At 38.9% G+C, this 14,717-nt stretch carries 6 protein-coding genes; 3 read left to right on the forward strand and 3 right to left on the reverse strand.

Going from position 1 to position 14,717, the window contains the following annotated elements:
• Position 1: 1 nt before the first annotated feature.
• From FLJC2902T_RS00505 to FLJC2902T_RS00515, 3 genes are all read right to left on the reverse strand, one after another.
• On the reverse strand, positions 2-1,654 hold the full coding sequence (locus FLJC2902T_RS00505) for a peptide MFS transporter (RefSeq protein ID WP_023577817.1): 1,653 nt from the start codon (positions 1,652-1,654) through the stop codon (positions 2-4).
• A gap of 71 nt (positions 1,655-1,725) precedes the next feature.
• Positions 1,726-3,417 carry a peptide MFS transporter gene (locus tag FLJC2902T_RS00510; RefSeq protein WP_023577818.1) on the reverse strand — a complete coding sequence of 564 codons (1,692 nt, stop codon included), beginning with the start codon at positions 3,415-3,417 and terminating at the stop codon, positions 1,726-1,728.
• Between the two features lie 33 nt (positions 3,418-3,450).
• On the reverse strand, positions 3,451-5,622 hold the full coding sequence (locus tag FLJC2902T_RS00515; protein WP_051364216.1) for a S9 family peptidase: 2,172 nt from the start codon (positions 5,620-5,622) through the stop codon (positions 3,451-3,453).
• A gap of 246 nt (positions 5,623-5,868) precedes the next feature.
• Here FLJC2902T_RS00515 and FLJC2902T_RS15665 point away from each other — a divergent pair, with 246 nt between their 5' ends.
• The 3 genes from FLJC2902T_RS15665 to FLJC2902T_RS00530 are packed head-to-tail and all read left to right on the forward strand — an operon-like array spanning position 5,869 to position 14,671.
• Positions 5,869-12,378, forward strand: a complete 6,510-nt coding sequence (locus FLJC2902T_RS15665) for a PAS domain S-box protein (RefSeq protein ID WP_023577820.1) — start codon at positions 5,869-5,871, stop codon at positions 12,376-12,378.
• A 54-nt stretch (positions 12,379-12,432) separates the two neighbouring features.
• Complete coding sequence (locus FLJC2902T_RS00525; protein WP_023577821.1) at positions 12,433-13,749, forward strand: hydroxymethylglutaryl-CoA reductase, degradative; 1,317 nt, start codon at positions 12,433-12,435, stop codon at positions 13,747-13,749.
• Positions 13,750-13,756: 7 nt separating this feature from the next.
• Positions 13,757-14,671, forward strand: a complete 915-nt coding sequence (locus FLJC2902T_RS00530; RefSeq protein ID WP_023577822.1) for a GYDIA family GHMP kinase — start codon at positions 13,757-13,759, stop codon at positions 14,669-14,671.
• The last annotated feature ends 46 nt before the right edge of the window (positions 14,672-14,717 follow it).

Consider the following 14,717-nt stretch of genomic DNA (forward strand, 5'->3'; position numbering starts at 1 on the left):
GTTAGCTAATTCCTTTTTCTTTCATTACGGCATTCAAACGTTTCAGGATAGACAATCCTAACAAGGTGGCAAACAATAGCAGTAAGCAATTCACCAAAAAGAAATTGGCTTTGTTTTCATAGTCATACCACATACTGGCCAATACGCCCGATAATTTATTTCCGATGGAAATCGACAGGAAGAATCCTCCCATCATTAAGGCAGTTAAACGTGGCGGACTCAATTTAGAAACAATTGATAATCCCATCGGAGACAGACACAGTTCACCAATCGTAATCACACCGTACGTTCCCACTAACCAAAGCGGAGATACTTTAACAGCGCCGTTACTTCCGATATAAACCGCTGCCACCATGAACAGACATGATAAAGCTGATATGAATAATCCCAATACAATTTTTGAAGGTGTGGATGGTTCCTTGCCTCTTTTGCGCAAAAACATAAAGAATCCTACCACTAGAGGTGTGAGCAGAATAATCCAGCCCGGATTTACAGACTGAAACAATTCGGTATTGATTAAGGAAACCTTTTGTTCCGGATTTTTTTCTAATTCGGCGCGTTGCTCCTCAGAGATATTGGTGAAATACACATCTTTTCCTTGGACTTTGACAGGTTCTCCCGCTTCGTTTTTTTCAGCCTGGAACTGACTGTCGTATTTCTGAACTTCTTTCGTTTGGAAATCCTTCTGATCTACGAGATAAATTCCGGTCAGTGCTTTTTCTGTAGTTCCGGTTACCTGTCTGTCGGTATAATAATTAGCCCAACGGGTTAAGGCCGTACCGTTTTGTTTAAAGACCGCCCAGAACAACATCCCGACCGCGAAAATGGCCAACAAAGCACCCAAGGGACGTTTGTCTTCATGGTTTGCTTTAAGATACAGGCGAACATAAAAAACGATAATCGGAATACAGGCGAAAATAAAAGCATCTGTAGAATCACTCTTGAAAATATTATCCGGAATCATCCATCCTATGGCTCCGCAGATAATCGCCGGTAAAAACACCGCGCCAAGAATTCTCCCCAAACTGATATCGCCTTCCTGAACCGGTTTCATCACATTGGCACTTTCCAGATGTTTTCTTCCCAAGGTAAAAATAATCAGACCGATAAACATTCCGACTCCGGCGGTGATGAAAGCAGCACTCCAACCGTACTGGTTGCGCATGAAAGCGGCAATGATGTTACAGATGAAGGCTCCGATATTGATTCCCATATAGAAAATATTGTACCCTGCGTCTTTATTGGCTTTGTACTCTTCGGTAGAATATAAATTCCCTACTAAAGTTGAAATACTTGGTTTAAAGAATCCGTTACCTACTATAATCAGGGCCATCGACACATAAAAGGCAGTAATATTATGAAAACCTAATCCGATGTAGCCCAATCCCATCAGGAATCCTCCGAGATAAATGGCTTTGAAGTACCCCAACACACGGTCGGCCAAATACCCTCCCAAAAATGGAGTCAAGTAAGTTAAGGCGATGTAGGTTCCGAAGATATCATCGGCATATTTATCGGAAAAAGCCAAACCACCTGTAGCGGCAGGGTCAATCATGTATAAAACAAAAATTCCGATGATTAAATAATATCCGAAACGTTCCCACATTTCGGTAAAAAACAAAAACAATAATCCTCTTGGATGTTTATTCCTCATAGTGCTAATATTAAAAAAGCCCGTAGTGGTTCCTACGGGCTTGAAAGATATAAAAATATTTTTTAAAATAATTATTTTACACCGTGCATCATTTTCTTAAGAATCGGAGTGATTAAGAATAAGATAATTGATGCGATACCACACAATACCACGAATACCATGAAGAATTCGTATAAATTGTGAATCTCGAATCCGGCAAATACAGGATTCTCAGCACTGATCTGGTTATCAGACAATAATTTAAGTTGCGCTTCTGTAGGCACCACTTTTTTGTCCAACACATCCTGAAGATTGATTCCTAATTCTTTTGCCTTATTGAACTTATCCCCTGTTGCAGGTAAAATAGACCCTAAGGTTCCCGATAAAGCATATCCGGCAGCATTCGAAATAAAGAATACCCCGTAAGCCAACGAAGCAAAACGTTTTGGAGCCAATTTACCAACCAATGATAATCCGATCGGAGATAAACACAATTCACCAAATGTTTGAATTAAGTATAATAAGATTAACCAATAAATAGCCAACAAACCACTGTTTCCTAAATCCTTAACATTATGAGCGATGATGAAATAACTGATTGCAATCAACATTAATCCCATTGCTTGTTTGAACGGAGATGTTGGTTCCTTACCTGCATTTCTTAATTTATCCCAAAGAACACTGAAAGGCACTGCAAACATAACCACAAATAAACCGTTGAAGATTTGCACCATGGAAGGCGGCATGTTCCAACCGAAGAAGTTTCTGTCTGTCTGATTATCCGCAATGAAGGTTAAAGATGATCCCGCCTGTTCAAACGCAGCCCAGAAGAAGATTACGAAAAACGATACGATATAAATTACCCAAATTCTTTGCGTCTCAACTTTTGTTAAAGTCTTATCGGATAAAATCAAACCTGCCAATGTTAAACCACTCGCATAAATAATCGGATAGATAATTGTTTTAACCACGTTGTCCCCTTCCGTTAAGAAATGGAACGCAGCAAATAGACCAAGGAATGCAACAACTGCCATTACCAAAGACATAGTCGTAAAGTGCGCTTTCTGAGATTCTCCCTCTTCATAATCAGCTGTTTCATGACCTGAAGGCATACCACCGATTGGCTTCCCTTCCGGAGTAACCACATATTTGTTTTTAAGGAAATAGAATACTGCAGTTCCTATTAACATCGCTAAAGCTGCAGCCAAAAACCCCCATTTGAACGCGTGAACGTCTCTGATTCCGCCAGAATCCTTAACATCCCCTACAAACGGACAGATAAACTGACCCAAGAAAGCCCCGATATTGATTCCCATATAGAAAATCGTGAAAGCAGTATCTAATTTTGTTTTTTCCTGTTTCGGATACAAACTTCCCACCATACTGGAAATATTCGGCTTGAAGAATCCATTACCGAAGATGATAATCCCCAATGCGCTCCACATTAATGTTGTCGCTAAGGATAAATTTGTTGAGAACACGCTGGCACTGGCAAAAAGCAACAATTGCCCTACTGCCATCATCATACCTCCCAGCATGATACAGTTTCTGTTTCCGAAGAAACGATCGGCAATAAAACCTCCTAAAAGTGGTGTCAAGTAACAAAGACCTAAAAATCCACCATAAATAAGGGAAGCATCTGCCTCTTTCATTAATAATGAATTTACCAGGAATAAGGTTAATAGTGCGCGCATTCCGTAGAAGTTGAAACGCTCCCACATCTCGGTTCCGAATAATACCCAAAGTCCTTTTGGATGTCCTTGTTTAACTGCTGTTTCGCTCATTGTATTTTTTTTGGTATTTGTTATGGTTAGTTATTATAATTTCTCTTTAATGAAATTGGTCATTTTAGTGTACAACTGCAAACGAGTATTTCCTCCGTAAATTCCGTGATTTTTGTCAGGATAAAGCATCATGTCAAACTGTTTGTTCGCCTGCACCAAAGCTTCAACCATTTTCATTGTATTCTGAACATGAACATTATCATCCCCTGTTCCGTGAACCAAAAGTAAATTTCCTTTTAATTTACTTACATGATTGATTGGTGAATTATTATCATAACCACTCGCATTCTCTTGTGGTGTCTGCATAAATCTTTCCGTGTAAACAGTATCGTAGTTTCTCCAGTTGGTTACCGGAGCTACTGCAATAGCCGTCTTGAACACATCAGCCCCTTGGAAAATACAGTTTGAAGCCATGAAACCACCATAAGACCAGCCGAAAATACCGATTCTGGATTTGTCAACATAAGCATACGAACCAAAAACCTTAGCCGCATCAATCTGATCCTCCACCTCGAATTTCCCTAATTCTTTTTGGGTACACTTTTTGAAATCGGCACCTTTAAATCCAGTTCCGCGACCGTCCACACAAGCCACGATATAACCTTGTTGTGCCAACATCTTGAACCAATAATCATCCGAATTATTCCAGTCGTTATTCACCTGTTGCGAACCCGGGCCAGAATATTGGTACATGAATACCGGATATTTTTTAGTAGCATCAAAATCTTTAGGCTTGATCATCCAGGCATTTAACTTATGCCCTTTTTCGGTGGTTAATTCGAAGAATTCTTTTGAAGGCAAATCGTATTTCGCCAATTTTGTTTCCAAAGCTTCATTTGAAACAATGGTTTTGATTACTTTCCCGGTTTTTGTTTCGCATAATGTATGCTTCGGAGCATTTTTTGCGCTGGAATATGAATTGATGAAATATTGGAAATTCGGGCTGAATGTAGCGCCGTTAGTTCCCGTTTCTTTTGTTAAACGTGTTTTGGAACTTCCGTTTAATTTAATACTGTACACATCACGGTTGATGGAACCGTTTTCTGTAGACTGGAAGAAAATCATTCCGCTTTTTTCATCAAAACCGTAATACGAAGTCACTTCCCAACTTCCTTTGGTAATCTGTTTTTTCAGCTTCCCGTTTTTATCGTAGTGATAAATGTGGTTGAAACCGTCTTTTTCCGATGTCCATATGAAACTGTTGTCTTTCAGGAAAGTCAGATTATCGGTTACATCCACATAGGCTTTGTCCTTTTCATTCAGAACTACCTTTGTTGCACCGGAATTCCCGTCCACAAACAACAAATCCAAATTATTCTGATGACGGTTCAAAACCTGTGCGCTCAAAGTGTTCGCTTCATTCGCCCACTCGATTCTTGCAATATAGAAGTCGTTGTATTTATCCAGATTGATTTTTTTTGTCGCTCCTGATTTCACATCATAAACGTGTAAAGAAACAACAGCGTTTTTCTCTCCCGCTTTCGGATATTTGAAAACATTTTGCGTAGGATACAATCCCTTATTATACATATCCATGGAAAATTCAGGAACGTTGGTTTCATCAAAACGGATGAATGCTACCTTATCGCTTGCCGCATTCCAGTCGAAAGCACGTACAAAGGCGAATTCCTCTTCGTAAACCCAGTCGGTAACACCATTAATTACAGAATTTTTCTTTCCGTCGGTTGTAATTTGCGTATGTTTCTTAGCTGCGATGTCATATACATACAGATTGTTTTGATACACATAACCGATTTTTGTTCCGTCAGGAGAAAAAGTAGGCTCCTGCACTTTGTAATCGGCTAATTTTGTCAGTTCCTTTGACGCTATGTCGTAGATAAAATAATTGGCTACAAAAGAATGACGGAAAATCTGATCCGTATGGTTCGCAATTAAAACCTTCTTTTCGTCCTTACTGAACGTGTATGCGTCGATTCCTTCCAATTCCTTGAAATTTTTGGAGTCGATTAAAGTCGATACCTTATTTAAGGTTGCGAAATCATACAAATCAATTTGAGAAGACCTTGAAGAACGATCATAATTGAGTACAGTGTACTGATTGGTATTTTTCATGGCTTCCAAAGCAGTCATTCCCTGCGTTCTGAATGCGGCTCCCCAGATTTCTTCAAGGGTAATTTTTTGCTGTGCAACCGTCGAAAATGAGGTTAAAACCAACAAAAACAAACATTTAAGAGTATTTTTCATATAATATGGTGCTAAAAAAACTCCCAATTTTAGTGAAAATTTATCAATTGAAGGCAATTTAATTTGTTAAAAGGAAAAAATATCACATTAAAGTTCAAATCTGATAGACGATTCTTTTTTACACTTTATCGATAAAAAATTATAATTTCGTAAATAAAAATGGCTATTTATCATAAATTAATTAATTTATTACTACATTAAACCTTCAAAAATCAAACCTTCAAACGAAAGAAATTCAGCGGAACCATGATTAAAAAAGCAGCGTTTTGTATTTCCCTTTTGTTTTTCCTCCAAAGCGCTATTGGACAGGTTTTTGATTACGAAATACTTAACCAGAAAAACGGACTCCCATCGTCTACAATTTTTTCGGTAATACAGGACAGCCGCCACCTGATATGGATAGGTACAGATGGTGCAGGATTGGTTCGTTATGACGGAAAAAAATTCAGCATCATCAACAAATCCAAAAAATCAGAAGGTTTTTTTGTCACCGATTTAGTGGAAGATCCCAACAATAATATCGTTGTAGCCACCAAATACACCGGCTTACTGGTATATAACGGAAAAGAATTTTTCAAGGATTTTGACCAAAGCAATTCCCTCATAAAAGGCGATTATGTGCAACGGCTTTTTTCGGCACCGAACGGAGTATATTGTTTTACGGACAAAGAAGTTTTTTTACTCAAAAAGGATTATTCCATTCAACTGATTGCTAAATTCAATCAAAAAACGACAGCCATCAATTCTGTATTTCAAGACAGTCGTTCCAACTTTTACATTGGAACAGATGAAGGTATGCTGAAAATTGAAAAAGGCACTGTCACACCCTTCTACCCATCACTACTCACAGGATATTCAACTATAGTAACCGTAAAAAAAGACGAAGCGGTTATTGGAAATCATAAAGGAGAAGTGTTCCGCTTTGTGTGTAAAACACCAGCCATCAATGATATCCGGATGGAAGACAAAATAGTGCTTTCCAATGGGGAACCGTTTTTTATCAAAAAAATGCTGTTGGGAAAAAGTGGTTTCATCTGGATGGCCGGAGACAAGAAGCAAGGATTGACCATGTACATGAAAAACAACATCAGTTTTATAAACAGCAACAATGGTTTTACGGGAGAGAACGTACTGTGTATGTTTCAGGATAAAAGCGGACAACTTTACTTCGGAACATACGGCACCGGATTATACCGAACACGTTCACAGATTTTCTACAACTACGGCAATGTTCCCGAACTGAATACCCCTTATATTTTTTCGATACTGTCAACCGAAAAGGGAATTTATACCGGAACCGTTAATGAAGGAATCTTCTATTTTGAACCCGACAAAGAAGGCAATCTTAAACTCATAAACAAATATCCGAGCCTGGAACGTGTGACGGCCCTGCATGAAAATCATAAGAAAGAAATTCTTGCGGGTTCACGCAACGGATTGTTTGAAATTAAGCAGGGTAAAACCATCCCTTTTACCATAAACGCAAAACTCCCGGCAGAAAAATCCATCCGATTCATCAGGCAGGATCGAAAAAACCGTTATTTTATAGGTTTTTCACAGGGATTATGGCTCTTGGATGAAAACCGGAACCTCATTAAAAAAATTTCAGATTTTCAATCCCAAAATGTAACTTCTTTAGAGGAACTGAATGAAAAACAATGGTATATCGGAACAAATTCCGGATTATACCTTCTCTCAGAAATCGGCACCAATGACTTTTCCGCTGTAAACATAATTGCCAAAACCATTAACACTTCCTGCAAAGACAGCTATGGTAATTTCTGGTTTGCCGGATCAAACGAACTGTATTTCGTAAACCAAAAAACCTTTAAAAAGTACACCAGAGAAGATGACCTTACATCGACGTTTATCTTCTCCCTTTCTGCAGATAATAATGGCGCTATCTTTCTTGGCCATAACATCGGAATCTCTAAGATTACGGTGGACAAAAAAGGGGAATTCAAAAACATCCTGAACTATAATTCCGATAACGGTTTCAGCGGACTAGAAACCAACGCGAGAACACAGGCCAAAGACAAAGACGGTAATTTATTTTTCGGAACAGCAAAAGGGCTTTATATCTATTTAACGAACTACAGCCGTAAACCAAAATCCAAACCGATATTGAAAATAACCAACATCGACGTTTTCAAAAAATCCAAAAACTGGAATGAAACCGATGCAACTGACAATTATTGGTTTAACATTCCTAAACAGGGATATGTATTTGATCCTGAGGAAAACCAGCTTACTTTCACATTTGGCGTACTCAACTATATGGAAGAAGGGGAAACGATGTATTCTTACAATCTGAAAGGGACGGATAAAAACTGGTCGACGCCATCCGAATCCAATGAAGTAACCTATTCCAATCTGAAATACGGTGATTATGCTTTTCAGGTGCGACTGGTCGATAAACTCGGGAATATCAAAAGTCCTCCGGTAGCATACACTTTTAAAATCGACACGCCTTACTATTTTAAATGGTGGTTCCTTTTGCCCGTTTTCTGTTTCATAGGATTGTTCCTAAAATTAATATTTGACAGGGCCTCGACCTACAACAAGGATTTCATAAAGAATTTTTCGGAAACCGGAGAGAACAACCGGGAAATACAGACCTTCTTTTTCTTCCTGGGAATTATTTTTCCAATAACCGAAGTGATAAACCTGTATTTTATAAAAAGAGCCGAATCAGAATTACTGATAAACCTCATTATCGGAATCACTTTTATTACATTGTACATCATCTCCAAAAGATCTGACCGTCTTGACCGTTACCTCAGATCCATATTCGTAGTGATCCTGATCAGTTACTCTGCCTACGTTATCTCGAAAATCGCGACACAGTCTTTCAATTTAATTACCTATACAGAATTTTTACTGATTTTATTTTTCTCCTACAGCGCTTTTAAAAATGTAAAGCAGTACGTCGCTTTTGTGGTTATACTGCTGGCTTCACTGCTGTTTTTACTTTTGACCATCCCTTCCGAAACCGAACAGATAATAACCTTAATCAACACCTCTTTTATTGTTTTGATTATTAATTATGCCCGACGCATCTCGATACTGAACAACAACGATAAAGTGCTGTTTTCGAACAGTATTATCAACAACTCTAACTCGTTGACCATTGCATCCGACAGAAAGGGAAGGTTAACGTTTTGCGGAAAATCCATCGAAAAAATACTAGGGTACACTCCGGAAGAAGTGATGGGAGAAAATTTCTGGAAATTAACAATGGAGGAAGAGTTTAAGGACATTGATTACAATGACATCTATGTCCCGGATTCCATTTATACCCGAAAACTGAAATGCAAAAACGGGGAATACAAATACATTCAGTGGACAGACCAGAAATACAGCAACAACCTATTCGTATCCAACGGGCAGGACATCACCGGTAAAATTATGGTGGAAGAACAATACCGCAATTTGGTGCAGTTCGCTTCCGATATCATTTTTGAAGTGGATAAAAAAGGATTTTTCACTTTCGTAAACCAGTTTGCCGAAAAGTCATTGGGTTATCCTTTGGATTTTTTTATCGGAAAGCATTTTTCATGCCTTATAAAACCCGAACATGCAAAAACCATTGAAGAATTCTATATAAAACAAAACGAAAGCCAATCCGATTTTGACATCATCGAATTTCCTATTTTAAAAAGCGACGGCGAGGAAATGTGGGTATCGCAGAAAGTTACGGTCAAAAAAGACGAAAACGGAAAAATAACCGGCTATTCCGCTATCGTAAGGGACATCACTAAATTTAAAAAAATAGAATTGGAAGAGAGTCTGCGTCAGAAAAAAAATCATTTGCTGAACAAAACGCTAAACCAGCTCTCCACCCTGAATTTCTTAACCTACAAGAACCAGGAAAAACTGATTGGACACATCATTAAGGAAGCGGCTATAGCGCTGGACATCAGCAGAGCCGGTTTATGGAACAAAACAGAAGAAGGAATCGAATTGTTTTGCCTGTATGAAAAAGACTTTGACCGTTTTACAAACAATTCCACCCTACGTAAAACCGATTTTCCTATTTATTTTAACGCGATAGAGACGCTGCCGTTTATTGTGGCTTCCGATGTTCAGAATAATCCCCAGACTTTCGAATTCAGGGATCTTTACTTTAAAACACACGACATCAGGTCCTTACTGGACTTCCCCATTTATGTTTCAGGTAAATTAAAAGGAGTCACCTGTTATGAGAACACCGGCGAAATAAGAAACTGGTCAACCGATGAAATTAATTTTGCCCGAACCGTATCAGACATCATTGCCTTGGCTATTGAAACCCTGAAAAGAAAAAGTGCAGAAGAACTGATCGTTTACAAAAGTGAGATTTTGTCTTCAATCACCAAAACCACTGAAAAAATGCTGAAAAGCAACAGTCTCAATGAGATTTTTCAGGAATCAATGGGCTATATTGGGGAAGCCACCAAAGTTGACCGTCTTTACTATTTCGAAAACGACATCGCAACAAATCTTTTAAGCCAACGTCTGGAATGGACCAGCAAGGAAATCCTCAAAGAAATCGACAATCCTGATTTGCAGAATATCCCTCACGATCTGTACCCGGAATTCATGAAAGTGCTCCTGCAAAAAAGACCATACCAATCAATTGTAAAGGACATTCACGAAAGTTCCTTTAAAGAGATATTACAGGAACAGAAAATCTTATCCATCTTAATCTTACCGATATTCATCAAAGAAGTCTTTCATGGTTTTATCGGCTTTGACGACTGCAGTTCGGAAAGAGTCTGGGGTCCTGACGAGATAAACATTCTTCAGACCTTCACTAACAACATTGCCTCCACCATTGAACGCATCAACAGCGAGAAAACCATAAAAGAAAGCGAGGAGAAATTCCGTCTGCTGGCCAACAATATCCCGGCAACAGTATACCTTGTAAAATACAATACCGAACGAACGAAACTATTCCTTAATGACGAAATCGAAAAACTCACAGGATACACCAAAGAAGATTTCTTTGAGGGCAGAATTTCCCTCTTCGATTTGTATCATCCGGACGAAAAAGACCAGATACGCAGCGAAATAGAAAAATCCATCGCTAATGGTAAGCCTTTCCACGTTTCCTGTCGCCTGGTCAGGAAAGACGGAGACATCGTCTGGATAGAAGAATACGGGGAAGCGATTATTGTTGAAAACAAGATTTCTTACATTGAAGGAGTTGTGATCGAAACGACAGAACGTCGCAAAATGCAGGAAGCGATTAAAGAAAAAGAAATTGCACAGGCCGCCAACAAAGCCAAAACACAGTTTTTGGCCAATATGAGTCACGAGATCCGAACTCCGTTAAACGGAATTATCGGTTTCAGTAATCTGTTGCTGAAATCCAACTTAACTTCCGTTCAGCAACAATACATGATTACGGTAAATCAGTCGGCCGACGCACTGTTGGAAATTGTTAATGACATCCTGGATCTTTCTAAAATTGAAGCCGGAAAACTGGAATTAGACATCACCAAAACCAATTTACACGATATTATTAATCAGATTATTGACATGGTTAAATATTCGGCCCATGAGAAAAAACTGGATCTGATCATCAATATTGATGAAAACATGCCTTGTCTTATCTGGATAGATGAAATAAGACTGAAACAAATTCTAATCAACCTGCTTTCAAATGCCATAAAATTCACTCAGGAAGGCGAAATTGAACTGGAAATCCAGTATAAACCTTTGGCTCATGATCATTGCAAAATGAAATTCATGGTAAAAGATACCGGTATAGGGATTCGGCCAGAAAACAAGAAAAAAATATTTGAGGCTTTTTCACAGGAAGACAACTCAACCACAAGGAAATACGGCGGAACCGGACTGGGCATCCCAATCTCCGAAAGCCTATTACGGTTAATGAAAAGCAAACTTGAAATAGAAGACCGTGTCGGTGGCGGGACTATATTTTTCTTTGAACTAAAGGTAAAAGCCAAACCATGTGGCACATTGCATGAACTCGACAACAATAAGATAAACCAAGTTCTATTGATCGATGACAATGACAGTAACACATTGGTCATTAAAAGAATGCTGAACCATTATAACATTACAACCCTTACCAACAAAAATTATCAGAACGCGTACAAGTATAATACGGAAGTGGATTTACTTTTCGCCGATTACGAACTGATCGGAAAGGAAGGACTTAACGAACTTTCAAAATTCAAAAAACCAATTATTCTGATGCAAAACTCCAATGCCACGGAAATTACCATTCCGGAAAATTGCATGATCAAACCAATTGTCAAACCGGTAAAAATTCAAATCCTGCAGCACATCCTGAACGAAATAAACAATACGGAAAGTACCGAAGAGCACATCCACCCGAAAAAAGAACCGAAAGAAATCACCATAAATAACCCTTATAGAATACTTATTGTTGAGGATAATAAAATCAACATGCTCCTTTCCAAAACTTTAGTACAGAAAATTGTTCCTCATGCCATAATTTCAGAAGCCGTAAACGGTGTGGAAGCGCTGGAACAGTTCGAACAGCACCATCCGGAAATCATACTGATGGATATTCAGATGCCTTTAATGAACGGGTATGAGGCTACGGAAGAAATCAGGAAAAAGGACAAAGACTGCATCATAATTGCCTTAACCGCAGGGATCATTGAAGAAGAACAGGAAAAATGCAAATCCATGGGAATGAATGACTACATAACAAAACCTATTGAAAAAAAGGTATTGGAAAAAGCGCTTAGAAAATGGACTAAAAAACCGAAAAGCTAAATTTTAATTTCCGAAAATGTATCTTTGCAGCCAAATGTATTCAAGAAAAATAAAATGACGAAAGCGGTTAGCGGATTTTCGAAATTATCGAAAGAAGAAAAAATAAACTGGATTGCAAACTCACATTTTTTAAATCCGGAAGAAGCTACAACTATATTACGGAAATATTGGAACTCGGATGCCGATTTACAAAAACTGCATGACGAGTTCATCGAGAATACGATTTCCAACTTTTATCTGCCGCTGGGTGTGGCGCCCAATTTTCTGATTAACGGAAAAAATTACACCATCCCGATGGCGATAGAGGAAAGTTCTGTGGTGGCCGCCGCCTCAAAAGCTGCCAAATTTTGGTCCAACCGTGGTGGGTTTAAAGCCACTGTTATCAACTCGGAAAAAATCGGACAGGTTCACTTTATCTATGCCGGAAATAAAGAAAAACTACAGCAGTTTATAAACGAAATCAAACCTAAATTCTTCAGCGAAACCGATAGCATAACCAAAAACATGCAAAAACGCGGTGGCGGAATTCTGGACATTGAACTCAGGGACAAAACCGCTGCTCTGGAAAATTATTACCAGCTTCATGCTACCTTTGAGACCAAAGACAGTATGGGGGCAAATTTCATTAATTCCTGTCTGGAACAATTTGCCAAAACCCTAAAAGAAGAAGCCCAAAAGAGTACTATATTATCTGAAGAAGAAAGAGATATTCAGATTGTAATGAGTATTTTATCAAACTACGTCCCTAACTGTATTGTAAGAGCCGAAGTTTCATGCCTTGTTTCCGATTTGAAGGAGGACAAACACATCTCACAGGAAGAATTTGTGGAAAAATTCATCCGCGCCGTACAGATTGCAGAAGTGGAACCTTTCAGAGCCGTAACACATAACAAAGGCATCATGAACGGAATTGATGCCGTGGTTTTGGCTACCGGAAATGATTTCAGAGCGGTGGAAGCGGGTATACACGCCTATGCTGCAAGAAACGGAAACTACAGCAGTCTTTCCCATGCAAAAGTGGAAAACGGTGTCTTTACTTTCTGGATGGAAATTCCGCTGGCTTTAGGAACCGTTGGCGGGCTGACCAATTTACATCCGCTGGTAAAAATGTCCATGGAAATGTTGGGCAATCCTTCTGCTCATGAATTAATGCAGATTGTGGCCGTTGCGGGTCTGGCACAAAATTTTGCCGCCCTTCGCTCGTTAACCACAACCGGAATTCAGCAGGGTCACATGAAAATGCACCTGATGAACATTTTAAATCAATTCAATGCTTCCGAAACCGAACGAAAACTGGTAGTGAAACATTTTGAAAAACATACGGTTTCCCATTCGGCAGTGGTGGCCTATCTGGAAGAAATCAGAAAATAAAAAAACTGTGGAACAAACATTTTACAGCAACGGTAAACTATTACTGACTGGAGAATACGTAGTACTTGATGGCGCAAAAGCACTGGCCATACCCACGAAATTTGGGCAGTACCTTCGTGTTTACCCGGGAAAAAACAATACGATTTCATGGACCAGTTATGATCAGGACGGTTCTGTTTGGTTCGACGATGAAATTCTGTTCAGCGACATTAAAAACAAAAAACAGTTTGATTCGTCGCTTATCATAAAAAACACACTGATTGAAATCTTACATCAGGCATACCGGCAAAGCTCATATTTCCTTGATAATTCTGAAGGTTACGTCATCACAACGCATTTAACCTTTCCAAGATTTTGGGGATTGGGAACATCTTCCACCCTAATAAACAACATTGGCCAGTGGTTAAAAATTGACGCTTTTGAATTGCTTCGAAAAAGTTTTGGAGGAAGCGGTTATGACATAGCCTGTGCACAGTATGACACTCCGATTCTATACCATTTGGAAAACGAAAAACCATGTATTGAATCCATTTCCTTTGCCCCGGCATTTGCAGAAAATCTCTATTTTGTATACCTGAACCAAAAGCAAAGCAGCAAGGCGGCAATTGCAGCTTATTACCACAAGCAGCCACAGATTTCGAAAACGATTGAGAAAATCAATGCCATTACAGCCAATATCTTAAAGACAGAAGACAGCACCCTATTTTCAGAATTACTCGAACATCATGAAATAATAATGTCGCATGTACTGGAAATGCAGACTGTAAAGGAAGCTTTTTTTCCTGACTTCGAAGGCACCATAAAAAGTCTCGGAGCCTGGGGAGGTGATTTTGTACTGGTAGTTTCAGATGAAGACCCAACACCCTATTTTGAAAAAAGAGGCTATTCTATTATTGTACGATTCAACGATATGATAAAATAAAAAACGCTCCTATTTGGAGCGTTTTTTATTATAATTCATCAGAATT

Source organism: Flavobacterium limnosediminis JC2902 (assembly GCF_000498535.1).
GTDB classification, from domain to species: domain Bacteria; phylum Bacteroidota; class Bacteroidia; order Flavobacteriales; family Flavobacteriaceae; genus Flavobacterium; species Flavobacterium limnosediminis.

Excerpts from the sequence above, each read along its gene's own strand:
- FLJC2902T_RS00505 (WP_023577817.1), bottom strand. The coding sequence starts at position 1,654 with ATGAGGAATAAACATCCAAGAGGATTATTGTTTTTGTTTTTTACCGAA.
- FLJC2902T_RS00510 (WP_023577818.1), bottom strand. The coding sequence starts at position 3,417 with ATGAGCGAAACAGCAGTTAAACAAGGACATCCAAAAGGACTTTGGGTA.
- FLJC2902T_RS00515 (WP_051364216.1), bottom strand. The coding sequence starts at position 5,622 with ATGAAAAATACTCTTAAATGTTTGTTTTTGTTGGTTTTAACCTCATTT.
- FLJC2902T_RS15665 (WP_023577820.1), top strand. The coding sequence starts at position 5,869 with ATGATTAAAAAAGCAGCGTTTTGTATTTCCCTTTTGTTTTTCCTCCAA.
- FLJC2902T_RS00525 (WP_023577821.1), top strand. The coding sequence starts at position 12,433 with ATGACGAAAGCGGTTAGCGGATTTTCGAAATTATCGAAAGAAGAAAAA.